The organism is Bacillus sp. 05T21 (genome assembly GCF_056396785.1).
Window position 1 is genome coordinate 790,237 of sequence record NZ_JBFTMD010000001.1, and the last position, 26,480, is coordinate 816,716.

Here is a 26,480-nt window from a genome sequence, read left to right on the forward strand (position 1 = left end):
GATTAATCCTTTCATCATCTCTTCCTCCTCATTTATCGTTGTTATCTTCATTATATAGGATTAGTAATTTGTTACCATCGAACTTCCTTACACTTACCTTACAGAGTTGTAAGATTTCAAAAATAGATTTAAAATCATGTTAATATATTTTTGTACAATTAAGAATTTAATTTACAAGGGGGATTATATATGTTCAAAAAAATGGCAGCTGACGTTTTAGGATTAAGCGATGTAGGTTCCGTTATCACACCAAAAGATTACGATAAGGTCGATGCTGATGATTACGTAATGCATGAAGATGGGGAGAAAATTTACTTTCTTATTAAATCAAAATCAGATGAATATTGTTTCACAAACAAAGGATTAATTCACCTAGATGGTACAAGTGCCACAAGCAAAAAACGTACATTACGCCGCTTTAGCTATAGTAAATATCAAATTAAAAACGTAGCACTTGAAACTGCAGGAACGATTGATTTAGATGTAGAAATTAAATTTCAAATGGGAGATGAGCATTACTCAATTGATGTTCATAAAAAACATATTGAAGAATTAAAAGATTTATATAAGGCTCTTCTTAAAATCGAAGAAATTTCATACGACAACGATATTACATTGCAGTATGCGCATAAAAGTTTAGATATGGCATCTAACACTTTTAGCCGTATTTCAAATGCACAAGTAAATTTAGCAGAACAGTTTAAAGAGATGAACGAGATCGCCTTTAACTGGCTCGTTGATACGAAAAAGCAATATAACGTGAAAGATTACGGTTTTGTCTTTGAAAAATTTATTAATAACTAATTTAAAACAAACAAAAAACCTTGTTATCAAAAGATAACAAGGTTTTGTTAGCGTCCCAGGAGAGATTCGAACTCCCGACCGTACGCTTAGAAGGCGTATGCTCTATCCGGCTGAGCTACTGGGACATGGAGCGGGTGAAGAGAATCGAACTCTCGACCAGAGCTTGGAAGGCTCTTGTTTTACCACTAAACTACACCCGCATATGTTATTTTATTTTTCTTCGTTAGCGCCGTTGCCCTATCGACAATATTTATTATATTCATAACTACTTATAAAGTCAACACTTTTTTAAAAGAGGATAATTTTTCTTATCCTCTTTTAAAAATTGCTTGTTCCACCAGCTGTCCATCTAATGTTTCAAAACGAACTTCTATATGATTTTCATCCATTTCTAATAAAGCGAATGTCTTTTCCACACGAGAGCGTGGGAGCAAAATACTTCCTGGATTAATAAATAAAATCCCATCAATTAATTCTGCCCCTAATATATGAGAATGTCCAAAGCATGCTACTTGCGCTCCTACTTCTCCTGCATGATACGCTAACGTTTGTAACGTCATTTTCACATTATGACGATGACCGTGTACAACTAAGAAACGAATTCCATCTACATCAGTTACAATTTCATCTTGAAAGTTAGCATAATCACAATTCCCTTTTACAACTTGGAAACCTTGTAGCTCTTCGTGAGCAGGCGTTAGCTCTGAATCACCACAATGAATCATGACATCTACTTTCCCTTCGTAATTCTCTTTTAACTGCTGTAATTCCTTCACAGAGCTATGACTATCGCTTACGATTAAAGCTTTCATCAATCTCTCTCCCTTATTCTTCTAAAAACCATTCTGGGATTTTTTCTTCTAATTTACGAAGAGCGCGTCCGCGGTGACTAATCGTATTTTTCTCATCCGAATTTAGCTCAGCCATCGATTTTTTATATTCTTCTACATAAAAAATCGGATCGTATCCGAAACCATTTTCCCCGCGGCGCTGTTCTAGAATTTTCCCTTCGCACGTTCCGTTTACAATAACCGGCTCTTTATCCACTTCAGGGAAAGCAACTGCTAGCGCACAGTAAAAACGAGCTGTACGTTTTTCTAAATCGAAGTCAGTTAACCCTTGTAACACCTTATCTATATTCGCCTGATCATCTTTCGGCTCCCCAGCAAAACGAGCTGAATACACACCTGGTTTCCCGTTTAAGGCATCTACAATAAGACCAGAGTCATCCGCAATTACGATGGAATTCAACTGTCTACTAAGACTGTCCGCCTTTAAAATTGCATTTTCTTCAAATGTTTCACCAGTTTCTTCGACTTCTTCAATATGAGGAAAATCGTGTAAAGATTTCACTTCCAAGTCAAATCTCTCAAATAACTCAGCAAACTCACGTACTTTCCCAAGATTTTTCGTCGCTACAACAACTTGCTTCATATTTTCCACCTCTACTCTATATGAGATACGATGTCACCTAATGCTTCTTTTTGCTTTTCAACAAGTTGGAAAATCCCTTGTTCAGCAGCATCAAGTAATTCATTTAATTCAGCTCTGCTAAACGTCGCTTCTTCTCCAGTTCCTTGCACTTCAACAAACTGACCTTTTCCAGTCATAATAACGTTCATATCAACGTCTGCTTTAGAATCTTCAGCATAATTTAAATCTAAAACAACACCTTGTTCTTCAACAACACCTACTGACGTTGCCGCTAAATAATCTTTCACCGGAATTTTAGATACTTTGTCTGCTTGCAATAATTTTTCAAAAGCTAATACCATCGCTACATAAGCACCTGTAATAGAAGCTGTTCTCGTTCCGCCATCCGCTTGAATTACATCGCAGTCAATCCAAACCGTTCTTTCGCCAAGCGCTTCTAAATCAACAACCGCACGCAATGCTCGTCCAATTAAACGCTGGATCTCCATTGTGCGCCCTGTTACTTTCCCTTTACTTGACTCCCTGATTGTACGTTGCTCTGTCGCACGTGGAATCATTGAATATTCTGCTGTTACCCAGCCTTTTCCTTCTCCGCGCATAAACGGCGGTACACGCTCTTCAATTGTCGCTGAACAAATTACCTTTGTATCCCCAACTTCAATTAGTACTGATCCCTCTGGATGTTTTAAATAATTTGTATGAATATGTATATGGCGTAGCTCTGCTTTTCCTCTACCATCTACTCGCATAAAAATAACCCCCTCATAAATACTCTCATTAGTATAGCCAAATTTAAATGTACGATATGTATAACAATAAAAGAAGGGGAACTCAAAAAGCAATTCCCCTTTCTTACATAAGTATATCAAATTATTCGCGATTAAAAACTACCTGTATTCACGTTTTGTGGACGATTAACAGGTTTTATTAACTTTTCACCTTTCTCATCCATAAGATTTGCTTTCCCATTCACTTCAATAGAAACATTTTTCACACCTTGTTTTTCTGTTAAAGATAAGACTAACGATTTCAACACATAATTTGAAATCATATTTTTGTCTGGGTTCACAAATATATTTTCATTAAAGTTTAATGTAATATTTCCGTCCTTCACTTTCGGATTCGTAATAAGCTTAGCTCCTGGATTAAAATCATTTAGTAGCGATCCTTGAATCGGACCTTTTACAAGCTCATCCACAATTGCCGAGTAATCATTTTCTTTTCCTTCTGCAACGCGCCTTGTTACCGGTACGTAATATTGCTGCTTATTATTTTGCGCCATAAAGTAAAGTGTAACCGGTTTTGTATGCGTCACATCTGCTACTTGTTCATCATCAAAGTTAATTCCATTCGCACGACTTACACCTTCACCAAGCGGTGTACCCGCAACAGGCATCTTCGCTAATTTTTCACCATTTATTTGGAACTGCACTTGTTTTATTTCTGTAAATTGAGTCAAAGTCCACGCTACTGATTCAACAATTTGACGTTCTTCTTCTTTTGAATAATTTTTCATTTCTTTAGAGAAATCAATTACTGCTGTCCCGCCTTTTTTCAAATTCAAGGTCATCGTCGTATTCGCTGGAAGGACTGCTCGAAATCCATTTGGCAATAAATTTGTAACTGGTCCATCTTTCACAAGATACTCTAACGTTTGCTGTACAATTTCATTCGCTTTCGGAGTAGGCATTGCAATAGTTTGCGGCACGACATATCCATTTTTATCAACGAGGTATAACTCTCTATTTACTGTTTGCTCTTGTTTATCTTTTTTAGTAGTTTCTTTCTTTTCACCTTCTGTATACGTAACTTTTTTTGGCGGATCAATTTGTTCTGTCGCTTTCTCTTGATTTAACAAGCCACACCCTGATAATAAAATCGCACTCACAGTAGCACCAACAACCCATTTAAAAGTGGATTTAGGCATGCCATTCCCCCCTAAAATCTAAGTTTGTACTATTATGTATACGAGCTGTTTCATATTTTAGAACAAGCTATAGCTACTTACACAGAAAAAACCCCTGATTTCTCAGGAGTTCTCTTATATGAATCTACTATTATTCTGTTTCTAAATTGATATGCTTCACATTTTCAATCGGCTGACCGAACCACTTTGATGCAATTTCTTTAAACAGGCCTATTTTACCAGTCGTTAAGAAGAGATGATCACTTTGTTCTTCTCCCTCATTTAACATCTTACTATGGTATAAAATCGTGCTTACCTCACGCGCTGTTTCATCACCCGAACTAATTAATTGTACTTGATCCCCCATTACCTTTTTAATAACAGGACCTAAAATAGGATAATGTGTACATCCTAGAATAAGCGTATCAATGTCAGTACTTTTCAACGGTTGCAATGTTTCTCTTACAACTTCATACGCCATTTCACTTTCGAAATTCCCACTCTCTACAAGCTCAACGAAAGGTGGGCACGCTAAACTTTCTACCATAACACGGTTATTAATAGACTTTAGTGCCTCTTCATAGGCGCCACTTTTTACTGTTCCAATCGTTCCAATAATCCCAACATGATACGTATTTGTCACTTTTAAAGCTGTACGTGATCCTGGATGAATAACTCCAACTACTGGAATTGGTAATTGTTTCTGCATTTCTTCTAAGACAACCGCAGTTGCTGTATTACACGCAATAACTAACATTTTGATATTTAAATCTAATAAATGCTCCGTCATTTCCCACGTAAATTGACGCACTTCTTCACGAGAACGCGGACCATAAGGGCAACGTGCTGTATCCCCTAAATATATAATACGCTCTTTCGGCAACTGACGAATTAATTCCTTCGCTACTGTTAAACCGCCCACTCCTGAATCAATAACACCGATCGCTCTATTCAACTTAATCACCCGTTTTCTCATTCATCATCTTTTATGTTTATCAGTATATTTTACACACTTTAAGTTCGCTAACTTAAAGTGCCTCTGTATAAAAATTTTCATTTGTACCTATATAGATCAGGACCTTTTTTATTTTGCTCCTTTTTTTCATAATTTGCAAGACAGAAAAATAACCGACCTTCTATATGAAAGTCGGTTTCTTCTATATAAAATACGCATTTATCCCACTAATTAAAGTTTCACTTTATTGCTCCATCTTTTTTTGAAAAGAAGACATTCCTATTAATAAGAAGAAATGAGCAGAAATTAAAATGATGATTAAAATAAAATTCAAACGATAACTATTTGTAGATTCCATAACTTTGCTCGCTACAGCTGGTCCAAATGCCATACCGAAAAAGTTAATTAAATTATATAAACCAAGACCGACTCCAACTTTAGCTGGATGTAATGTTTTCGGTATAAATGTGTTTAATGATACTTGAATAGCTGAATAACTCATAAATGTTAAAATAACCGCCACTAAAATAATGATTAAGTTCCCGTTCGGAATAAGCCCTAAAATTAAAAAGCCAACGATCATAATGACAGACGCTACATAAATCATATTCACATTTCCAAACGAAGGGACAATCTTTCCCGTAATAAAACTAGATACAATACCAAAGAGTGATGCAACAAACAGTGCAATTCCGATAACGAATGGCGACAATCCGTGCACTCTTCCTAACAGTGATGGCAATAATAATAGACTAGCACATAACGCCACATTAATTATAAACCCGACCGCTATTAAACGAAGAAATGGTTTGTTCGAAAATAACTCAATATCAATAAATGGATGCTCCGCGTTCTTCATACGAACCGTGAATAAAAATAAGAAAGCTACCGATAACACAAATAGCCAACTATTAATATTGACACCTAATAAAACAGTCGTAATGAATGCAAATAATAACGCCGCTCCAATGTAATCAAAATGAAACACTTTATCAGTATGCTGCGCTTCTTCTGGCATAAATTTTATAAGCAAGAAAATCCCAACTACTGAAATAACCATAAATAAAAATAAATATGGCCACCCTAATGTATTTGTAATAGCCCCGCCAACTAAAGGACCAATGCCTATTGCTAATGCAATAGAAGAACTAATCATCGCTAATGCACCAGGCTTCTTAGCAGGAGCAACTAATTTTGCCACTGCAATCATACTAAGCGCAATAAACGCCGCCCCTCCACTCGCCTGAACTAATCTTGCAAGAATGGTAATCGTATAAGATTGATTCATAAATCCAATAATAGAACCCGCGACAAATATGATAATTGAAATAATTAATAGTTTTTTTACGCTATAACGATCAGCCAGCTTCCCATATATCATCGAACCAATACCGACAACTAAGGAATAACCTACTACAACCCAACTTACTTTCGATTGACTAATAGATAAATCATTAGCAATATCCTCTAACGCTACATTAAATAAAACCGCATTCATCGGTCCTAATAAAACGATAAAACATAATGTGAAAACAAACCATTTTGAATGGTTACTGATATCTTTCCCCATGCGTAACACCTCTTCTGATTGTAGTAACTGTAAATGAAAAATAAAGTTATTTAGCTCCTCTATCACTACTAAACAACTTCATCAAATGTATAAATTTATCGCGCGACAAATTGAATTCGAAACGTAACATTATGTTGTTCGATATTCATGGAACTATCATAGTTTCAGCATTACAGTTTGTCAACGAAAAGTATACAAAGTAAACTAATTTAGTGTTTTTGGTTTACTTTGTCCAAAAATTGTTATACACTAATTTCGAATCCGGTATAAGGGGGACTGACATGGTTATTCAAATTTGCAATTTCTAACTTAATAAAATTAAGTAAATAAAGAACTTTTATATAGAAGAAACATTACAGGAGGATTATGATGAAGAAAAAAATGTTAGTTGTATTAACGAGCGTAGAAAAATACTCAAATTTAAATAGAGCTACTGGGCTTTGGCTTGGTGAAGCTGTCCATTTCGTTAAAAAAGTAGAAGAAGCTGGTTACGAAGTAGATTATGTCAGTCCACAAGGTGGTTATACACCGATTGATCCGCATAGTTTAGCGATGGCGGAGAGCATCGATTGGGAATGGTATCAAAAGAAAAAATTTATGAATCGTCTCGGTTCTACAATGAAACCGAGTGAAGTGAATCAAGAAGACTACGCTGTTATTTATTACGCGGGTGGTCACGGAGTTATTTGGGACTTCCCAGAAAACAAAGAACTTCAAAATATTAGCCGCTACATTTATGAAAATGGCGGAATCGTTTCCTCTGTTTGTCACGGAGCTGCTGGTTTATTTCATATCACATTAAGTAATGGAGAACGTTTAATTAGTGGTAAAAAAGTAACAGGATTCTCAAATGAAGAAGAAAAACTAGCCGAATTGGATCAATTCGTTCCATTTTTAACAGAAGATGAACTCATTAAAAATGGAGGGCTTTACGAAAAAGCTGCGCAGCCTTGGGAAGCTTACGCTGTAGAAGATAATCGTGTAATTACTGGTCAAAACCCTGCTTCAGGTGGTCCAGTAGCTGAATTAGTATTAAAACAGTTGCAAAAATAATATGTACTCAAAAAGCAGATTTCCCTCTAGTAAGGGAAATCTGCTTTTTTTACGAAATCATTTGTAAATTAGCTTTAATTTCTTTTTCAATTTCAGAATCATCAACTACATCTAAAAATTCCGGTTTAAACAGTTGATATTTCTTCAAATTGTAGAAATCAAGTATCGCTTGCTTTAACGTAATATCGTACTGAATGCAAAAAGTATGATCTATAATGCGTCTTAACATCACATCATCTTGCACCATAAATAGTTGCGCATTCATTTTATTAAAGTAACCTTGTTCCATACCCGACTCAAAAAACATTTGCAAATTACGATTGCGATTTTGTTGTGCAGCGACTAATTGATCCGACAAATGTGGATACGCTTCTTTCAAATCTTGTAAAAAGACATCCGAAATATACGTCACACATTTTAAAGAATGAATAAACGTCTTTTGGAAACGTTCTGTAAACGACATACTTTCATCTTGATTATCCGCATCTCCTTCAAGAAGATAGTTTATAAAATCCTCTACTACTGCCTCAATAATCTCATCTTTCGAAGAAAAACGTTTATATAAAGTAGCTTTACTAATATCCATATATTTCGCAATTTCATCTATTTTTAATTGGCTAAAACTCGTCTTTCGAATAACGGGCTTTATTTTATTAATATAAGTATTTGCACACGCTACTTTTCTCATTTAAAAGAGCCTCCCCTTTTGTTCATACAAAATAGTATAGCAAATTCATGAATGTTTATAAATGAAGTTATTATACTCATTACGTCTTTTTAGTTTATTGCAATTTCAATCTACGATATACATAAAAAGTACCCGCTACCTTTGTTAGTAGCGGGCACCTTTTCTATAATTTATTTACAGCTCTTTTTATAGCCTTACCTATTCCCACACTAGACTGCGGATTCTGCCCTGTAATCAAACGCCCATCTACTACAACATGCGGCGTGAAATTAGGTGCTACATAAAATAATGCCCCTTCTTCTTTCAACTTACTTTCTAGCAAAAAAGGAACTCGATTTTCTAAATGTACAGCTTTTTCTTCATCGTTTGTATAACCTGTTATACGCTTACCGGCAACAAAAAACGAGCCATCTTTATTTTTCACACCAACTAAAGAACTTACCCCGTGACAAACAGCCGCTACAACCCGGTTATTGTTATACATATTTACAATCAAATTCGCTACATATGTATTACCAGGAAAATCTACAATAGCCCCGTGCCCACCACCAAATAAAACTGCATCATAATCTGAAAAATGAACCTTCGAAATCGGCTTCGTATTTTGCAATATCGTAGCTACCTGCTTAAATTCACGAGGTATACCATTTGGAATTGACACTCTATCAATAGGTACCCTTCCACCTTCTATAGATACAAGATCAACATCGAACTTAGCCTTTTTAACGGAGCTGCGAGCTCTTCAAGCCATAAACCAGTCGGGTGTCCATTCAAGTTATGAGCGCTTGTTGAAACTAATAATACCCTTTTCAACATATCCCCTCCTTACTACCTATTTATGTAGGAAACATTCTTATCATTCATATGGAGCATGAAATAAACAGAAAAATAGCCGACCTCTTTTATAAAAGTCGGCTGCTTTCTTATAGTTCGAGCTCTCCCATACGAAGAAGCTCAACAACTGCTTGTGAACGTCCTTTAACCCCTAGCTTTTGCATTGCGTTTGAGATGTGATTACGTACTGTTTTTTCACTTATAAACAGTTCACCTGCAATTTCCTTCGTCGTTTTATCTTGAACCAGTAATTCAAATACTTCTCTTTCTCTCTTTGTGAGTAACGGTTTAGATTGATACGCTTTTTCCTTCAACTGGTATAACCCTCCTTGCTTAAGCCAGAGCTGTATATGTGTAAGTTGGGTGTTTATTTAGTCAAGATATTGTATGAACGAAATGTGCAGGTGGTGAATGAAAATGGGCTTTATTTCTTATGTTATTTTAGACTTTTATACAGTGCGTACACTCTTTTTATCCACTTACTTTTCAGTACGCCATATTTGTTCTAGTAATATGCTGACAACTGTACCTACGAACAAACCATTTCCGAATATATATTGCATCACAGACGGCAAGGATTGGGGTGCTCCAGACGGTAAAAACATAACACCACTTCCAAATAATATAGCAACTCCTAAAATCGTTATATTCCTTTCGCTCATTGGCACTTGTTTTATATTATGAAACCCAATTCCAATTAGCTGTACGAACGAAGCCATTAAAACCGCAGATGCGACCGCGGATGGCAGAGAGGCTAAGTAGCGGATAATACTTGGAAACAGCGACATACCGACTAATAGTACGCATGCAAATAAGAATGAACGCATGTACTTTTGATTTGTTAAACGTATGAAACCTGCCGTTGCTGGTAATGGAACGACACCTACAGTTGAAAACAAAGAGGAAATCATATGCGAAATCCCTCCGACCCACGTACCATTTCTCAACTGTTTTTGTTCAATAGTCGCTTTATGAATCGTAGCTTGATTGATTGCTATAATAGCTGCCACTGTATTTGAAACTAAAATACATACCATTCCAAAATGGAATACAGCCATACCTGTATTCCATTTTGGAATTCCCCACGCGAATATATGTGGAAGTTGCACAAAATGAGTTACTTGAGATGGGATCGTCACTTTTCCTGCAATGAGAAAAATAATCCAGCCACTAATTAGCCCTATTAAAACCGCATAACTTTTAACAAACCCTTTTCCAAAGTTGGAGAGTATGACTACGAATAAAAATATGCCAAAAGCAATTAATGCTGTAAATCCATCAATTTGAGAAACAGTAGCTGTAATTCCTAGCATTCCTTTTAAAAATACACCACTTAATTGTAAACATAATAAAAGTAAGAACGTCCCTGTCACGAGCGGCGTAAATAAAAATAAAATACGCCCGATAAATCCCGTTACTCCTAGCCCTATTAAAACAACTCCCGCAACCATCATTCCTAATTCTAAAATTTGCAATGTACTATGTAATTGATCCTGCCCTACAGTTGCATAAGCAAGCACGGTAAATACACCAACCCAAGATCCAGCTGGTCCATCCGCAATCGGAAGCTTATGTCCAAGCCATCCTTGTAAAAAAGAAGATATACCAACTACGAAAAACGTACGCTGCATTAAATAAAATACTTCTTCCGTCGTAAGATGAAATAATCCGCCAACGACAATTGGTAGCGCGATTGAGTTTGCTAATAAAAAAATAAACCATTGCAAAGTTCCCATAATATGATTTTGATTATGTTGATTGTCCAAACTTTTCATCCCTTCTTGCTTCCTTATAAGGAAGTATAGTACTTCCCTGTTTCTACTAAATAAAAAAGAAGGGTTCTATTTTCACAATTAGAACCCTTCTAAAAACATCTAAACGATTCCTCTATACAAAATTATCAGATTTCACTTGATCTAAATCCCCTATAACAACATTCCCTTTATACATAACTACACGCTTCTCTGTTTGACGAGCCACTGCTTCCGCGGCGCATGTTGCATTCGTTAAAACAAAACTTGCCTCATCCCCTACATTCGGCCACACTCGTTTCCCTTCATTATTTAACGTTTCTTTCCCTCCAGTAATAAAACGAAGAGCTTTCCCTAAAGACCTTTCATCACTCCAACCAAATCGTTCTGCCAATCGATTTGCCTTTTGAAGCATATCACCTGTGCCGAACGGAGACCAATGATCTGTAATACTATCATTTCCTAATGAAACTTTAACTCCTTTTTTATCTAGCAATGGAATTGGGATTACTTGTTTACCGATTGGAACAGTTGAAGTGATATCAATCTTTAATGCTGCTAGTCTTTCTGCCACTTCTTCAGCTTCTTTATTAGTAACACCACCAAGTCCAAGCGCATGACTAATCGTTACACGACCTTGCCATCCTGCTTCTTCCGTTAGACTTGCCAATCTCTTCATTGTAAACGTTCCAAGGTTATTTGCATCATGCAAATGAATATCAACATCCGCGTTAAATTCTACCGCAATGTCCATAATCGTATGTAATGATTTTTCAATATCATTATCTACTGTAGCTGGGTCCACTCCGCCAACTAATTGTGCGCCCATGCGCATCGCATCTTTCACAAGTTGCATAGAATTACTTCGCAATAATCCATGTTGCGGAAATGCAACTATTCTACCAGACAACCGATCTTTATATGTTTCTAAAGCCGCTAACGTTGCCTCTAAATTACGAAGTCCAATAACCGGATCCACATTACAATGCGTTCTAATATTTGTTGCGCCATTTCGAAGCAATAACTCTAGCATATTTTCCGCCCTGTCTTGAGCAGTTGCTAATTGCTTTGGTAAAATCGTTTTTTCTTCATTAAAACGTGTAAAAATATTTTCTGCTGGCATACAAGCTTTCCAAGGCCCACTATAATATGTTTTATCAATATGAATATGCATCTCTTCAAAAGCTGGTAAAACTAATAAACGATTAGCATCAAAAGTTAACGTTCCTTCCTCTTGGGCGATTCCCGATATAATTCTTTTAATTCGCCCATCTTCAATAAGAAGACTGCATATCTCAGTTTCCGTTTGTGAAATTTTCGCTTCTTCATATGTATAACCTGTTTCAAGCTTTACATTAGTCAACCAATATAATGTCATTACCATTTCCCCACCTTATATTAGAAAATACGTCACACCCTCATTTTCATTTTAATATCAACTGAAAATTAAGACAATTAATACGCTATATTGCCCTTTCACAAAAAAATGTAATATAACCTAATGGTCTTCTCATAAATTTCCATATAGAATAAAAGTACACTGTATCACTCATACATAACAGCGGTGATATAAAAAGGAGAGGATCATAATATGTCGAAGAGGTTATATAAATCCGAAACTGATAAAATGTTATTTGGTATATGCGGTGGTTTAGGAGAATATTTTGATATTAGCTCTACTCTCATTCGCATACTTTGGGTCATTGCTATTTTATGTTTTGGGACGGGGTTTTTAGTTTATTTTATTTGTTTATTACTTATGCCACGCTCTTACTAATAACATTCTTTCATATATTTGAGCATAGCGTATAAAAAATCCCCTATAGATTTTTCTATAGGGGATTTTTTCATGAAGAATATTTCATCGTTAAATGTAATACCGCTACTTCATCCTCTTCATTTTTATAACTATGTTTCTTATTAGCTTCAAACTGAATGGAGTCAAACTCATTTAGCACATATACGTCATTCTCAACTTGAATAGAAACTTTCCCTTTCATTACTGTTACAAGCTCAATTGCTCCTTCATGATGAGCTTCCGGTTCATATATACTATTCGCTCTTAAACAAGCACGGTGCATTTCCATCCCTGTTTCTTTCGTGTAACGGAACATCGTTTCTAAATGCCATGCTTGTCCTACATCTACTGCAAATCCTTCTCCGCAGCGCGCAACAGCTACAGGTTCTCCAACAACCATTAATCTCGATAAAGGAATCGATAACCCTTTCGTTATTTTCCAAATGACAGCTAACGTTGGATTCGTTTCGCCTCTCTCAATTTTCCCTAATGTTAATTTACTAACCCCTGTTTTTTGGGCTAATTCTTCTAAACTTAATTTTTGTTCATTTCGAATTTGTCTTAATAGCTGACCTACTTGCTGAATTACTTCTTTCGTTTGCATATCTTCATTTTCTTTCATCTATAAAACCACCTTAAAGTATAAAAAAGTTTACTTTTATTATATTAAAGTATATTATACTATACATAATTATTTTTTTCCAAAAGGAGTGTTATATTTCATGCGCGCAATATTACTAGGTCTTTTATCATCGGCCTTTTTTTCTGCAACCTTTATTATTAACAGAGCAATGAATGTATCTGGAACAAGCTGGGCTTGGACTGCTTCCTTCCGTTTTCTATTTGCTCTCCCTATTTTATTCCTTATCGTTTTATTTCGCAAAAACTTAGGAGCTTTATGGGCAGAATTAAAAAAACATCCATTTGTATGGATCGGGTGGGGCTCGGTCGCTGGCATCGGCTTCTATTCTTTATTAAGTTTCGCAGCTGTTTTTTCTCCAGCTTGGCTCGTTGCTGGAACTTGGCAAGTTACGATATTAGCAGGTTTACTACTATCACCATTATTTTTCGTTAAAATAGAAACAAAATCAGGTACAAAACTTGTACGTGGAAAAATTCCACTTCGCAGTTTATATGTAGCATTATTTATTTTACTTGGTGTAATTTGTATGCAAGCGACTGCAGCGGGTCATATTACAATGACTCAGTTCATCTCGGGATTTTTACCTGTCGTATTAGCGGCTTTCTTATATCCGTTCGGTAACCGAAAAATGATGGAACTTGTTGGTGGGCGTCTTGATACATTCCAACGTGTATTAGGAATGGCAATCGGAAGTCTCCCTATTACAATCCTACTTGGTATATACGGATTTTCCACTACCGGTATTCCATCATCAAGTCAAATGATGCAAGGATTTTTGTTAGCATTATGTTCCGGAGTTATTGCGACGATGACATTTTTCTTTGCTACTGACTTAGCAAAAGACAATCTTGCTTTACTTGGAGCTGTTGAAGCAACACAAGCTGGAACGATGGTCTTCACTGTGCTTGGTGAGATTATTTTCTTAAATGGTTCATTCCCTAGCGGGCTGTCACTGATTGGGATGATTATTATCATGCTAGGAATGATCGCAAATAGTGTTTTAAACCGTTCTGTTCCAGTCATTAAACAAAAAAAATCAGCATAAAAATAGATATGGTTCTTCTTCATAGAACCATATCTATTTTTATTATCTCCCTATTTTGACTTATCAGAATAGTATTTCATTAGCTGTTTATACTAAAACCTATGTTATAATACGTTTCATGTGCATTAATAGGAGGTAAATTATGTTAAAAAAAGCAATTGCTGAATTTATTGGTACATTTGTACTTGTATTATTCGGAACTGGAGTAGCTGTCATTGGTGGCGGAATTGAAGGAATTGGAACATTAGGTATCGCTATGGCTTTCGGATTATCTATCGTGGCTATGGCATATAGCATTGGAACAATTTCCGGATGTCATATTAACCCAGCAGTATCAATCGCTATGTTCATCAACAAAAGAATGAACGCTATGGAACTTAGCTATTATTTATTAGCTCAAATTTTAGGTGGTTTATTAGGAACTGCAACGTTAGTAACAATTTTACGATCTGCTAAATTACCTTTAGATAATTTAGGACAAAATAGTTTTGGAACTCTTGGTTTATCTGGAGCATTTTTAGTTGAATTCATTTTAACTTTCGTATTTGTTTTAGTTATCGTTGCTGTAACAGGTAAAAAGGGAAGTTCTTCTTTAGCTGGACTAGTAATTGGTTTCACATTAGTATTAATTCACTTATTAGGTATTCCGTTAACTGGAACATCTGTTAACCCAGCTCGTAGTATCGCACCAGCTCTATTCGCTGGCGGAGAAGCAATTTCTCAACTATGGGTGTTCATCGTTGCCCCAATTTTTGGTGGTATCGTAGCAGCTGTTGTAGGAAAGTTTATTTTAAATACGGAAAAATAGAACTTTCAATATTTCCGAATAAAAAAAAGCGAGCCCTCATCATGAGGAAGCTCGCTTTTTTTTATTCTTTAATTTTCGACTTTAAATTTGTAACTAATTGCTGCACCGTTACATTTGCAAGTACGTTTTCCATCGCTTCTTGCGATTGTATTAAAATAATCTCTAATACCGATTGAATATTAGCTCCTACTGGACATTCAATGTTGGGATTTTCATGGAAAGAAAATAGATGTCCTTCTTCTACAACTTCCACAGCTTTATATACATCAAGTAATGTAATTTCATCTAAATCACGAGCAAGTGTCGTACCACCTTTACCAGCTTGTACATCAACAAGTCCTGCTCTCTTCAACATTCCTGTAATGCGACGAATCACAACTGGATTTGTATTCACACTACCAGCAATCCATTCAGAGGTACAGCGAGAGTTTCGATCTATTGCAAGTAACGTTAACATATGAACACCTACTGTAAAACGACTACTAATTCCCATCTGCACACCCTCCTTTTTATTCATTCTATTAAAAGACAACTCTTATTATTATATACTATTTTTAATTTATACATAAAGAAAAAGCATGATTCCATTAAAAAATCATGCTTTCCCTCTATTATTGACGCTTTATAAATTTCGCCAAATCTTTAAACTTCACTTTATCAGAGTAATTCATTACACCGTTTACATAGATACGGCTTGTAATCGCATTTAATATACTAATCGTCGCCAATAAAGCTACTAATGTTATCGTAATCTCTAACATACCTGCTTCACCAGCTACAATCCGCGAGAAGGTAACCATCGGTGTGAAAAACGGAACATACGAACTTACAACAACAATAGTACTATTTGGATCACTTAATGATTTAATACTAATGAAGAATGCAGCCATGATCAAAATCATTATCGGGAAAGATACAGCTTGTAAATCCTCTGTCTTAGACACAACAGCTCCAGCCGCAGCGTACATCATCGCATAAAGTAAATACCCTGTAATGAAATAAACAAGAAACATACTTATAACCTTTGCATCTAATTTTGTAAAGTCAATTGGAACACCAAATAATGAAGCACTTTCTAAATCGACCCAACCTAACAAATAAGGAATAAGATAACCACACGCCAATATTACAAGTTGTAATAACGCCGTTGAAACAACCGCCAAAATTTTCGCATACATCATCGTAAGAGGCTTTACTTTTGGAAGCATTACTTCCATTACACGTGACGCCTTTTCAGATGCAATATTCATTGCGATTGTATTTCCGAAAGCTACAATAAACATATACAAAGCAAATGTAAAGAAATATGCAATTCCGAAAGAAGATGTGCGATCTTTTATCGCTTCTTGCTTCACTTGAATTTCTGCTTGTAATTGCTGCGCAATTTCTGGTGAAACATTATTTTTTGCAATCGTCACCTTCGTATATTGTTGTTTTAAATAACCCGCCATAATTGCAGAAGTTGCTTGGCTTGGAAATCCATTATACATATATGTAACTGCTGGGGTCCCATCCTTTTCCGTCACATGGAATAGACCATCTAAATCTCCCTCTTCTACTTGCTTATGCAGTTTATCAAAATCATCCTTTGAACCGACCGTTATTTTTGCTGATGGCAATAGCTTATTTAGCTCTTCTTTTTGTACTTTGTATGTGGAACTCTCTACTACAACTGCAATTTTATCTTTATCCTTATTTTTATCATCGCCTGAAGTAAAATGATTAAATGCAAAAATCCCAAACACAACTAAAAATAAAATCGCACTCGTAATTAATGATTTTTTAGATAAAAACGCTTCCTTAAAATAAAATGAAAATACATGAGAAAATTTACGCATCTTTATTTCGCCCTCTCTACAAAGATTTCGTTTAACGTCGGCTCTAACATTTTAAATTGTCGTAAGCTAATACCTTGCTCTTGCAACTGTTGCAAAATCTTTAGAGCTTCTGCATCGCCTTGTACTTTTACATAAAGAAGGCCTTGTTGTTTTTCATACGGAACGTGTATAGCTTCTAATCCCTTTTCATTCTCTACTGTATCTTCAATCGTTAAATTACGAAAACCGTATTCTTTCTTAATATCACTTAACTGTCCTTCTACAACCGCTTCGCCTTTTTTCAAAATACATACATGTTGGCAAAAAGCCTCTACTTGCTCCATACGATGACTTGATAAAATAATTGTCTTTCCACTCTGTACTTGTTCTCCAATAATATTAGCTAACATTCCCGCATTAACTGGATCAAGTCCGCTAAATGGTTCATCTAAAATAAGAAGTTCTGGATCATGAAGAAGAGCAGCAATCAATTGAATTTTTTGCTGATTCCCTTTCGAAAGTTCTCCCGCCGTTTTAAATTTATATTCTGGAATTGCTAAGCGTTCTAACCAGTGATCAATTGCAAGATCCACTTCTTTTTTCGTCATTCCTTCTAATCTGCCAAAATATCGCAACTGATCTATTACTCTACTTTTTGTATATAATCCTCTTTCTTCTGGTAAATATCCAATTGTTACCCCGCTATCACCAAATGATTTTCCATCCCACGTAATAGAACCTTCATTTGGCGTTAATAAACCTAGTAACATTTTAATTGTCGTTGTTTTCCCTGCACCATTTCGGCCAAGTAACCCTAACACTTCACCTTTCGGTAACAAGATTTGCAAACCATTAACCGCTTTAGATTCTCCGAATATTTTTGTTAAGTTTTGAATTTGTAAACTCAATGTATAAAGCCTCCCCTTTAGTATCATTCGTACCTTCTGTTAAAGCCTATGATTGTTCAGAATAAAATATAGTACTATATTTCATTCTCTTATATGTATCACTACACCTAACCCATCATTTGTTTCATTTAGTTAAAATTGTAAATAAAAATCCTGTTTTCGTCAATTATAATTGTCATTACGACAATAAAACTTGTCAAAATAATTATTATTATTTAACCCATCTTTCTAATATAGGACAAACTACTACATATACAAAAGACAATATGCAAATGTTCATAAAAAAAAATATAAAAAGCATTATATTTTAATATATAATATTAAATGATTTACTAACATCAAGGAGGATACATATGAAGATGAAGAGGGGTATTACCACTTTATTATCTGTAGCCGTTCTTTCCACATCGCTTGTAGCATGTTCAGGAACAGCTGAGAAAACAGTGGCGAAAGAAGAAAAAGTAAAATTAACAGACCAGCAATTGATGGCTGATTTATGGTATCAAACAGCTGGTGAAACGAAAGCACTATACTACCAAGGATATAATCTTGGCCAATTGAAGCTTGATGCAGCTCTTGCAAAAGGCACAAACAAAAAACCTGCTATCGTACTTGATTTAGATGAAACTGTTTTAGATAACAGTCCCCATCAAGCAATGAGCGTAAAAACAGGAAAAGGCTATCCTTATAAATGGGACGATTGGATTAATAAAGCTGAAGCTGAAGCTCTTCCAGGCGCGATTGATTTCTTAAAATATACAGAGTCTAAAGGTGTAGATATTTACTACATCTCAAATCGCAAAACGAATCAACTAGATGCAACTATTAAAAACCTTGAGCGCGTTGGTGCTCCACAAGCAACAAAAGAGCATATCTTATTACAAGATCCGAAAGAAAAAGGGAAAGAAAAACGTCGTGAACTTGTTTCTCAAACACATGACATCGTCCTATTCTTCGGTGACAACTTATCTGATTTCACTGGTTTTGATGGAAAATCTGTAAAAGATCGCAATGAAACAGTGGCAGAATCAAAAGCACAATTTGGTGAAAAATTCATCATTTTCCCTAACCCAATGTACGGTGACTGGGAAGGCGCTTTATACGATTATAATTTCAAAAAATCAGATGCAGAAAAAGACAAAATTCGTCATGAAAACTTAAAATCATTTGATGCAAAATAACAAAGAGGATGGCTTGCGCCATCCTCTTTTATTGCATATTTCTTGTTAAAGGCAAGATAAACACTTCAACACGTCTATTTTTCGCTTTTCCTTCTGGCGTATCATTTGGTGCAATTGAGCGGTATTCTCCATAACCAACTGCACTAAATTTTTCTGGTTGCAATTCTTTATTTTGGAGTAACACCTGCATGAAATTAACTGCACGCTGTGTACTTAACTCCCAGTTTGATGCAAACTGAGCATTTGCGATAGGAACCGTATCTGTATGACCCGACACTGTAATTTCACGAGGTGATGCTGAAACAAGTAGGTTAGACATCTCTTTTGCAATCCCTAACGATTCCAACTTCACATCTGCTTTCCCTGAATCAAATAGTACATTTTCTAATATCGTTAACATTAATCCTTTTTCAGTTAACTTAGTTTGAAAAGAAGAGGATAGTTGTTTCTCATTAATATATTGATCAATCTTTTTTTGTAATGCTTTCAACTCATCCATTTCTTTTTTTTCTTTAGCTCTATCTTCCGCTTGTTTTTTTGCTTGTTCTGCCTCAAGGCTATTTGCTGATAATTCTTTTTCCTCATTTGGTTTTTGATCGCTTAAAAATTCTTTATTTCCTGTTCCACCGGCTAACTCACTTCGAAAAGCAACTGCCATCTGTTTAAACTTCGCAGCATCTATACTACTCATTGCGAATAATACGATGAACAATGCAAATAACAACGTTAACATATCAGAATATGGAATTAACCAAGTTTCATCGATATGCTCATCATGTTTTTTCTTTTTACCTCTTCTATTTTTCTTACTCCGCATTTTTTTCTGCTCCTTTTTCTAGCTTTTTACGCTCAGTTGCAGAAAGTGCACCTAAAATACGGTTCTTCATAATAAACGGATATGTACCTTCTTGTAACATTAATAAACAATCAATAATTAAACGTTTCTTCTCTAATTCAGCAGCAGACTTTTGCTTCAATTTGTTTGCAAATGGATGCCATAATACGTAACCTGAAAAAATACCGAAAATCGTTGCAATAAACGCACCTGAAATAGCATGCCCTAGCTTTTCAATATCAGTTAAATTTCCAAGTGCAGCTACAAGACCAATAACAGCACCTAAAACCCCTAGTGTAGGTGCATATGTACCAGCTTGCGAAAAAATAGCAGCCCCTTTTGCATGTCTCTCTTCAATCGCTTCTAATTCGGCTTCTAAAATTTGTTCTAAATCCTCTGCAGATACACCATCAATAACAAATTTCATACCACGCAAAAGAAATTCATCTTCAATTTCATCTAATTGTTGCTCTAAAGACAAAATACCGTATTTTCTACTCTCAGATGTCCAATGAACAAATAATTCTAGCAATTGTTCATAACTTAAATCTTTTTTATTTGAACCAAAAAGAACTTTAAATAATTTTGGAACTCTTTTTAGTTGATTCATCGGAAATGCAATACACACTGCAGCAAATGTACCGACGAAAATAATTAGTGCTGCGGCAGGATTTAGTAAGGCTGTTATGTCAGCACCCTTGACCACCATCCCTACTACTACTGCCAACACTCCTAAAATGATTCCAATAATTGTTGCAAAATCCATTCCCATTCACTCCTAGTCTATACAAGAAGTCCTTTATTCTTAATAATCGCTACATCTTCTTATATAAATATATTGCATAAAAAATGAACTTCATGAAAGATAAGAAATGAATTATATGAAAAAACACTACATTTTCTGACATTTTCTTTGCATTTCTATTACGTTACGACTCTTATATTTCTTTTTCAACAAACTAGACTTATAATAAAAACGATACATATTTCATTAAGAAAGGACTGTGATTACAGGGCATCATGAAAAAAATAATAATTATTTCTGCCACTACTATTGTAATCGGTATCACGTCTTTCGCTTACTTTGGTTCTAAATCACCACTGCAAAACAAGGCGAAAGCTGTCGAAAGTCAAAAACATAGTAACCATCCAAAAGAAGAGATTCCTGCTTTTCCAAAAGCTGATCATAATGCAAAGAAACTAGATGATAATTTTTCCGTTGTAACAAACCCAGATTCTGCTCTTGTGTTAGTCAATAAACATCGTAAATTACCAGATGGGTACATTCCAGAAGATTTAACGAAACCGAACGTACCATTTACTAGTCCAAAAGATAAAGAGAAAACATTACTTCGCAAAGATGCTGCAGACGCTCTTGAAAAAATGTTCCAAGCAGCGAAAAAAGAAGGTTTAGAACTTACAGCGGTTTCAGGTTACCGTTCTTACAAACGCCAACAGTCATTACATAATACATATATTAAACGCCAAGGAAAAGCTGAGGCTGATTCGGTAAGTGCAATTCCTGGAACAAGTGAGCATCAAACTGGTCTAGCAATGGATATTAGCTCAAAATCCGCCAAATTCCAATTAGAACCAATTTTCGGAGAGACAGCAGAAGGAAAATGGGTTGCAGAGCATGCCCATGAGTTCGGATTTGTCATTCGTTATTTAGAGGATAAAACAGAGACAACAGAGTATTCATACGAACCGTGGCACTTACGCTACGTTGGCAATCCATATGCCACATACATATATAAGCACCACCTAACATTAGAAGAGGCAACGAGGGACAAAAAATAAGAGAGCGAATCGCTCTCTTATTTTTCTTTTATTCTATTATTGTAATAATTTCTTCCATTCCTCAGGCCACGGTTCGCCTCTTCCAGTTTTTTTCGATGCTTGGACCATCATACCGCGTCCAACTAAACAAACTTCTCCTTCTGCATTTTTGACCATATAGTGTAAATCTAAAGAGGAATTCCCAACCGCTCCCGCCTTTACATATACTTTCAACTGCTCATCAAAATAAATTTGTTTAATAAAATTGCATTGTAGATCTGCGACGACTATCATCGTTTCTGATGATTCATGTGTCCATTCTTGCATAAATCCGAGTTCTTTAAACAATGCGATACGCGCTTCTTCAAAATATGTAAAAGCAACGACATTATTTACATGTCCAAACATATCTACTTCACCAAAACGAACTTTGACAGGATTATAAAATGAAAAACCACTTTCCCATTGCTCAAAGTCTTCAATATAAGAAATTCTCTTCATCGTTCCCTCTCCTTTTCGCCCTTAAAATAAAGTGAAACTTTAATCCGTGGGGGTTTACGGGCAGTTGATCTCCCACCCAGCTTCTTTGCTCCACCTGAATTTTGAGGTGGGAGTTTTACTGCCCGTTAATGCGGGATAAACATAATAAACAGAATAAACAGAAATATAAACTTATAAATATTGCCTCTTCAACATGAAGAGGCAATATTTATTAATAGTTATTGTCGCTACCAAAGAAATCTTTGAACGATTGAATTGTTGTATCACGGTTTAATGCTGCAATTGAAGTTGTTAATGGAATACCTTTCGGACATGATTGCACACAGTTTTGAGAGTTACCACAGTTTGCAAGTCCTCCATCACCCATAATTGCACGTAAGCGATCTGCTTTATGCATTTCACCAGTTGGATGCGAGTTAAATAAACGCGCTTGTGAAAGCGGTGCTGGTCCAATAAAGTCAGACTTACTGTTTACGTTCGGACATGACTCTAAGCAAACACCACATGTCATACATTTCGAAAGTTCATATGCCCATTGACGCTTTTTCTCTGGCATTCTTGGACCTGGTCCTAGGTCGTACGTACCGTCGATTGGAATCCAAGCTTTAACACGTTTTAACGCGTTAAACATACGGCTACGGTCAACTTGTAAATCACGTACAATCGGGAATGTCTTCATCGGCTTTAAGCGAATTGGTTGCTCTAACTGGTCAATAAGGGCTGTACATGATTGACGTGGTTTTCCGTTAATCACCATCGAACATGCTCCACATACTTCCTCTAAGCAGTTCATATCCCATGCGATCGGAGTTGTTTGGTTCCCTTTTGAGTCGACAGGATTACGGCGAATTTCCATAAGCGCCGAAATAATATTCATATTAGGACGATATGGAATTTCAAACTCTTGGTCAAACTCTTGTGCATCTGGGCCATCTTGTCTCGTAATGATGAGGCGGATTGTTTTCTCAGACATGTTGTTTATCCCCCTTCTCTTCACCCTTAGCAGCTACATCATGTTTTGAGGAATAGTCACGTTTACGTGGTTTAATTAATGAAACATCCACTTCTTCGTAATGGAATGCTGGTGCCTTTCCTTCTCCCTCAAATTTCGCCATCGTAGTTTTTAAGAAGTTTGCATCATCACGATTTGGGAATTCTGGTTTGTAATGCGCTCCGCGGCTTTCATTACGGTTATATGCGCCAATTGTAATAACACGTGCTAACTCGAACATATTTGCAAGTTGGCGTGTAAATGAAGCCCCCTGGTTACTCCATCTTGCTGTATCGTTAATGTTAATGCGTTTGTAACGCGCCATTAACTCTTCAATTTTCGCATCAGTTTCTAGTAACTTTTTATTTTCACGAACTACTGTAACGTTATCTGTCATCCATTCTCCAAGCTCTTTATGAAGAACATATGCATTTTCGTTACCATCAAGCATTAAAATATTGTTAAATTTCTCTGTTTCGATTAATTCATTTTGCTCATATACAGTAGATGAAACAGCATCAGATGATTTAGAAAGACCTTTCATATACTCAATTGCGTTCGGTCCTGCTACCATACCACCGTAAATTGCTGATAATAATGAGTTCGCACCAAGGCGGTTACCACCGTGCATAGAATAATCACACTCACCTGCTGCAAATAAACCTGGAATACTTGTCATTTGCTTATAATCAACCCATAATCCGCCCATTGAATAGTGAACTGCTGGGAAGATTTTCATTGGTAGTTTACGAGGATCATCACCTGTAAATTTCTCATAGATTTCAATAATTCCACCAAGTTTAATATCTAGTTCTTTCGGATCTTTATGAGAAAGATCTAAGTACACCATGTTTTCACCGTTAATACCTAGTTTTTGCTCTACGCAAACATCAAAGATTTCACGCGTTGCAATATCACGAGGTACAAGGTTTCCGTAAGCTGGATATTTTTCTTCTAAGAAGTACCATGGCTTACCATCTTTATACGTCCAAACACGTCCACCTTCACCACGTGCAGATTCACTCATAAGACGTAACTTATCGTCTCCAGGAATTGCCGTTGGATGAATTTGAATGAACTCACCGTTCGCATAATATGCACCTTGTTGATATACAGCAGACGCTGCTGTACCTGTATTAATAATAGAGTTTGTTGATTTTCCAAAGATGATACCAGGGCCCCCTGTTGCCATAATCACGGCATCAGCTTGGAAACTTTTTATCTCCATAGTTTGTAAGTCTTGCGCGACGATTCCTCGGCACACACCTTCATCATCTACAACAGCTCGTAAGAAATCCCAACCTTCATATTTCGTTACAAGTCCTGCTACTTCATGACGACGTACTTGCTCATCTAATGCATATAGTAATTGTTGACCAGTTGTTGCGCCAGCAAATGCTGTACGGTGATGTTGTGTTCCACCGAAACGACGGAAATCCAGAAGTCCTTCTTCCGTACGGTTGAACATAACACCCATGCGGTCCATTAAATGAATAATACCAGGTGCTGCATCACACATCGCTTTAACTGGTGGTTGGTTCGCTAAGAAGTCCCCACCATAAATTGTATCGTCAAAGTGGATCCATGGAGAATCCCCTTCACCTTTTGTATTTACGGCACCGTTAATTCCACCTTGGGCACATACAGAATGTGAACGTTTTACTGGTACTAAAGAAAATAGTTCAACATTTACTCCTGCTTCTGCCGCTTTAATCGTTGCCATTAAGCCGGCCAAGCCACCGCCGACTACTATAAGTTTCCCTTTCATGCTCTCCCACTCCTTACTGGTTTGCTAGCTGTGGATCGATGAACGCTAATAATGCACTCACACCTACATAAGATAGACCTAAGAAAATAGCTAATGTTACATAAGTAGAGATTCTTTGTGAACGTGGAGATACTGTAATTCCCCAGCTTATGCAGAATGTCCATAGTCCATTTGCAAAGTGGAAAATTGTTGAAACAACACCAACTAAATAGAAACCAAACATAAATGGGTTGTTTAAAATATCTGCCATCATATCATAGTTTACCTCTTTACCTAACAATGCTTGAATACGAGTTTCCCAGACGTGCCAAGAAATGAAGATCAGCGTAACGATACCTGAAATTCGTTGGAAGACGAACATCCAGTTACGGAAATAGCCGTAAGATACCGCATTGTTCTTAGCTGTAAATGCAATATATAAGCCATATATAGCATGGTACAGTATAGGTAAAAAGATGATGAAAATTTCTAGCGCATACCGGAATGGAAGGAGCTCCATAAAGCCTGCAGCTTTGTTAAAAGCCTCTGCTCCTCTTGTTGCAAAGTTGTTTACAATTAAATGTTGCGTCAAAAAGACACCAACCGGGATGACCCCCATTAATGAGTGCCACTTACGAAACGTATACTCGCGGCCTTTCATGTCCCCATTACCCCCTTGAATGTTTGACTGCTGTTTTCAGATTAATTTACAACAATAATGTTTTTTCACTATTGGCATAAGAAAAACCGAAAAAATTATTCAAAATATTTCAGCATAATTTGATTCCAAGTTCATTTTACCCCTATTTTTGTCGAAGCGTCAAGAAAACGTATACATAATTTGCATATAATTTGCCAATTCTTTTTTTTTCTTATATATTCAGATTTACCCAAAGAAAAATCTGTTTTTATAAATGAAAAATGTTATATAATAATCCCTATAGAAAGAGGGGAATATTGTGAGCAAAAATACAATCGATATAACATCTTTAGAAGATGTTTCATTGAACGCCTTCGCTTATGAATTGCTACGTGAAGAATTACTACCTGATTTAATTGGTAACGATTTAGATGGTATTTTATACTGGGCCGGTAGAAACCTTGGGAGAAAATATCCGCTAGAAACAATTGAAGAAGTCATTCAGTTTTTTGAAAAAGCTGGTTGGGGCACTTTAAGCATCATTGAACATAAACGTCGTGAAATGCAGTTTCAACTTAAAGGTACACTTATTACTGAGCGTCAAAAACAAAAAAGACATTCATCTTATCAATTAGAAGCTGGATTTATCGCCGAGCAAATTCAAAGACAAAGAAACGTCGTTGCAGAGTCCTATGAGGAACAGAAAAAACGTTCAGACTCTATTACATTTCTTGTTAAATGGGATATAAAAGATCTCATTGAAGTGTAGCATCTACTTACAGTCAACTAGAC

28 protein-coding genes, 2 tRNA genes and 1 pseudogene are annotated in these 26,480 nt (G+C 36.1%); 8 read left to right on the plus strand and 23 right to left on the minus strand.

What is annotated here, in order from left to right; translation table 11 throughout:
• The first annotated feature begins 189 nt into the window (after positions 1 to 189).
• A complete protein-coding gene (locus tag AC1DKZ_RS04170; protein ID WP_000473870.1) occupies positions 190 to 804 on the plus strand; it encodes a PH domain-containing protein in 615 nt (204 codons plus the stop codon).
• Positions 805 to 855: 51 nt separating this feature from the next.
• On the opposite strand, the gene AC1DKZ_RS04175 is transcribed toward AC1DKZ_RS04170, so the two are convergent.
• From AC1DKZ_RS04175 to AC1DKZ_RS04210, 8 genes are all read right to left on the minus strand, one after another.
• Positions 856 to 929 (minus strand) — tRNA-Arg (locus AC1DKZ_RS04175).
• A gap of 1 nt (position 930) precedes the next feature.
• Positions 931 to 1,004 (minus strand) — tRNA-Gly (locus AC1DKZ_RS04180).
• Positions 1,005 to 1,112: 108 nt separating this feature from the next.
• The gene (locus tag AC1DKZ_RS04185; RefSeq protein WP_002034207.1) at positions 1,113 to 1,616 is read right to left on the minus strand and encodes a metallophosphoesterase; all 504 of its coding nucleotides are present in this window, start codon (positions 1,614 to 1,616) and stop codon (positions 1,113 to 1,115) included.
• A 13-nt stretch (positions 1,617 to 1,629) separates the two neighbouring features.
• Positions 1,630 to 2,238, minus strand: coding sequence for an XTP/dITP diphosphatase (locus AC1DKZ_RS04190; protein ID WP_431182206.1), 609 nt, complete (start codon positions 2,236 to 2,238; stop codon positions 1,630 to 1,632).
• An 11-nt stretch (positions 2,239 to 2,249) separates the two neighbouring features.
• Positions 2,250 to 2,987 (minus strand): ribonuclease PH, encoded by a 738-nt coding sequence (gene rph / locus AC1DKZ_RS04195; protein WP_002138500.1) that lies wholly within the window; start codon positions 2,985 to 2,987, stop codon positions 2,250 to 2,252.
• Positions 2,988 to 3,118: 131 nt separating this feature from the next.
• Positions 3,119 to 4,165: a GerMN domain-containing protein gene (locus AC1DKZ_RS04200; RefSeq protein WP_476995677.1), complete on the minus strand. Its 1,047-nt coding sequence runs from the start codon at positions 4,163 to 4,165 to the stop codon at positions 3,119 to 3,121.
• A 130-nt stretch (positions 4,166 to 4,295) separates the two neighbouring features.
• A complete protein-coding gene (gene racE / locus AC1DKZ_RS04205) occupies positions 4,296 to 5,108 on the minus strand; it encodes a glutamate racemase (RefSeq protein WP_002015338.1) in 813 nt (270 codons plus the stop codon).
• Between the two features lie 235 nt (positions 5,109 to 5,343).
• Positions 5,344 to 6,669, minus strand: a complete 1,326-nt coding sequence (locus AC1DKZ_RS04210; RefSeq protein ID WP_476995678.1) for an MFS transporter — start codon at positions 6,667 to 6,669, stop codon at positions 5,344 to 5,346.
• A gap of 369 nt (positions 6,670 to 7,038) precedes the next feature.
• On the opposite strand from AC1DKZ_RS04210, the gene AC1DKZ_RS04215 reads away from it, so the two are divergent.
• Entirely contained in the window at positions 7,039 to 7,722 is a 684-nt protein-coding gene (locus tag AC1DKZ_RS04215) for a type 1 glutamine amidotransferase domain-containing protein (RefSeq protein ID WP_476995679.1), read from the plus strand.
• A 49-nt stretch (positions 7,723 to 7,771) separates the two neighbouring features.
• Here the strand turns inward: AC1DKZ_RS04215 and AC1DKZ_RS04220 are convergent, their stop codons facing one another.
• From AC1DKZ_RS04220 to AC1DKZ_RS04240, 5 genes and pseudogenes are all read right to left on the minus strand, one after another.
• Positions 7,772 to 8,410 carry a TetR/AcrR family transcriptional regulator gene (locus AC1DKZ_RS04220; protein ID WP_242307490.1) on the minus strand — a complete coding sequence of 213 codons (639 nt, stop codon included), beginning with the start codon at positions 8,408 to 8,410 and terminating at the stop codon, positions 7,772 to 7,774.
• Positions 8,411 to 8,573: 163 nt separating this feature from the next.
• A pseudogene (locus tag AC1DKZ_RS04225) lies at positions 8,574 to 9,226 on the minus strand (type 1 glutamine amidotransferase domain-containing protein).
• Between the two features lie 107 nt (positions 9,227 to 9,333).
• Positions 9,334 to 9,558, minus strand: a complete 225-nt coding sequence (gerE, locus tag AC1DKZ_RS04230; protein ID WP_000659484.1) for a spore germination transcription factor GerE — start codon at positions 9,556 to 9,558, stop codon at positions 9,334 to 9,336.
• Between the two features lie 165 nt (positions 9,559 to 9,723).
• A complete protein-coding gene (locus tag AC1DKZ_RS04235; RefSeq protein WP_476995680.1) occupies positions 9,724 to 11,019 on the minus strand; it encodes a purine/pyrimidine permease in 1,296 nt (431 codons plus the stop codon).
• Positions 11,020 to 11,131: 112 nt separating this feature from the next.
• Positions 11,132 to 12,373, minus strand: a complete 1,242-nt coding sequence (locus tag AC1DKZ_RS04240; RefSeq protein WP_476995681.1) for an amidohydrolase family protein — start codon at positions 12,371 to 12,373, stop codon at positions 11,132 to 11,134.
• Positions 12,374 to 12,586: 213 nt separating this feature from the next.
• Here AC1DKZ_RS04240 and AC1DKZ_RS04245 point away from each other — a divergent pair, with 213 nt between their 5' ends.
• A complete protein-coding gene (locus AC1DKZ_RS04245; RefSeq protein WP_002129290.1) occupies positions 12,587 to 12,772 on the plus strand; it encodes a PspC domain-containing protein in 186 nt (61 codons plus the stop codon).
• A gap of 70 nt (positions 12,773 to 12,842) precedes the next feature.
• Here AC1DKZ_RS04245 and AC1DKZ_RS04250 read toward each other — a convergent pair whose 3' ends face one another.
• Entirely contained in the window at positions 12,843 to 13,415 is a 573-nt protein-coding gene (locus tag AC1DKZ_RS04250) for a helix-turn-helix domain-containing protein (RefSeq protein ID WP_002034214.1), read from the minus strand.
• A 100-nt stretch (positions 13,416 to 13,515) separates the two neighbouring features.
• Here AC1DKZ_RS04250 and AC1DKZ_RS04255 point away from each other — a divergent pair, with 100 nt between their 5' ends.
• Together AC1DKZ_RS04255 and AC1DKZ_RS04260 are read left to right on the plus strand one after the other, a co-directional pair.
• A complete protein-coding gene (locus AC1DKZ_RS04255) occupies positions 13,516 to 14,481 on the plus strand; it encodes a DMT family transporter (protein ID WP_431182213.1) in 966 nt (321 codons plus the stop codon).
• Between the two features lie 142 nt (positions 14,482 to 14,623).
• On the plus strand, positions 14,624 to 15,289 hold the full coding sequence (locus tag AC1DKZ_RS04260; protein ID WP_002067333.1) for an aquaporin: 666 nt from the start codon (positions 14,624 to 14,626) through the stop codon (positions 15,287 to 15,289).
• Positions 15,290 to 15,350: 61 nt separating this feature from the next.
• Here the strand turns inward: AC1DKZ_RS04260 and AC1DKZ_RS04265 are convergent, their stop codons facing one another.
• The 3 genes from AC1DKZ_RS04265 to AC1DKZ_RS04275 form a co-directional block, all read right to left on the minus strand.
• Positions 15,351 to 15,782 carry an Rrf2 family transcriptional regulator gene (locus tag AC1DKZ_RS04265; RefSeq protein ID WP_002088848.1) on the minus strand — a complete coding sequence of 144 codons (432 nt, stop codon included), beginning with the start codon at positions 15,780 to 15,782 and terminating at the stop codon, positions 15,351 to 15,353.
• 118 nt (positions 15,783 to 15,900) lie between these two features.
• Positions 15,901 to 17,127 (minus strand): ABC transporter permease, encoded by a 1,227-nt coding sequence (locus AC1DKZ_RS04270; RefSeq protein ID WP_476995682.1) that lies wholly within the window; start codon positions 17,125 to 17,127, stop codon positions 15,901 to 15,903.
• A gap of 2 nt (positions 17,128 to 17,129) precedes the next feature.
• A complete protein-coding gene (locus tag AC1DKZ_RS04275) occupies positions 17,130 to 18,014 on the minus strand; it encodes an ABC transporter ATP-binding protein (protein ID WP_476995683.1) in 885 nt (294 codons plus the stop codon).
• 353 nt (positions 18,015 to 18,367) lie between these two features.
• Between AC1DKZ_RS04275 and AC1DKZ_RS04280 the strand changes: the two genes are divergently transcribed.
• Complete coding sequence (locus AC1DKZ_RS04280) at positions 18,368 to 19,195, plus strand: 5'-nucleotidase, lipoprotein e(P4) family (RefSeq protein WP_215554328.1); 828 nt, start codon at positions 18,368 to 18,370, stop codon at positions 19,193 to 19,195.
• 28 nt (positions 19,196 to 19,223) lie between these two features.
• On the opposite strand, the gene motB is transcribed toward AC1DKZ_RS04280, so the two are convergent.
• Positions 19,224 to 20,012, minus strand: coding sequence for a flagellar motor protein MotB (gene motB, locus AC1DKZ_RS04285; RefSeq protein WP_002184884.1), 789 nt, complete (start codon positions 20,010 to 20,012; stop codon positions 19,224 to 19,226).
• Positions 20,002 to 20,796 (minus strand): flagellar motor stator protein MotA, encoded by a 795-nt coding sequence (gene motA, locus AC1DKZ_RS04290; protein ID WP_002129301.1) that lies wholly within the window; start codon positions 20,794 to 20,796, stop codon positions 20,002 to 20,004. The genes motB and motA overlap by 11 nt, the downstream gene beginning before the upstream one ends.
• A 254-nt stretch (positions 20,797 to 21,050) precedes the next feature.
• On the opposite strand from motA, the gene AC1DKZ_RS04295 reads away from it, so the two are divergent.
• Positions 21,051 to 21,830, plus strand: coding sequence for a M15 family metallopeptidase (locus tag AC1DKZ_RS04295; RefSeq protein WP_476995684.1), 780 nt, complete (start codon positions 21,051 to 21,053; stop codon positions 21,828 to 21,830).
• Positions 21,831 to 21,866: 36 nt separating this feature from the next.
• Here the strand turns inward: AC1DKZ_RS04295 and AC1DKZ_RS04300 are convergent, their stop codons facing one another.
• The 4 genes from AC1DKZ_RS04300 to sdhC form a co-directional block, all read right to left on the minus strand.
• Complete coding sequence (locus AC1DKZ_RS04300) at positions 21,867 to 22,310, minus strand: acyl-CoA thioesterase (RefSeq protein ID WP_219303617.1); 444 nt, start codon at positions 22,308 to 22,310, stop codon at positions 21,867 to 21,869.
• A gap of 211 nt (positions 22,311 to 22,521) precedes the next feature.
• A complete protein-coding gene (gene sdhB / locus AC1DKZ_RS04305; protein WP_002088861.1) occupies positions 22,522 to 23,283 on the minus strand; it encodes a succinate dehydrogenase iron-sulfur subunit in 762 nt (253 codons plus the stop codon).
• The gene (gene sdhA / locus AC1DKZ_RS04310) at positions 23,276 to 25,069 is read right to left on the minus strand and encodes a succinate dehydrogenase flavoprotein subunit (RefSeq protein WP_002034228.1); all 1,794 of its coding nucleotides are present in this window, start codon (positions 25,067 to 25,069) and stop codon (positions 23,276 to 23,278) included. The genes sdhB and sdhA overlap by 8 nt, the downstream gene beginning before the upstream one ends.
• 13 nt (positions 25,070 to 25,082) lie before the next feature.
• A complete protein-coding gene (gene sdhC / locus AC1DKZ_RS04315) occupies positions 25,083 to 25,709 on the minus strand; it encodes a succinate dehydrogenase cytochrome B558 (RefSeq protein ID WP_002015407.1) in 627 nt (208 codons plus the stop codon).
• 298 nt (positions 25,710 to 26,007) lie between these two features.
• Between sdhC and AC1DKZ_RS04320 the strand changes: the two genes are divergently transcribed.
• Positions 26,008 to 26,457, plus strand: coding sequence for a YslB family protein (locus AC1DKZ_RS04320; protein WP_219303619.1), 450 nt, complete (start codon positions 26,008 to 26,010; stop codon positions 26,455 to 26,457).
• The last annotated feature ends 23 nt before the right edge of the window (positions 26,458 to 26,480 follow it).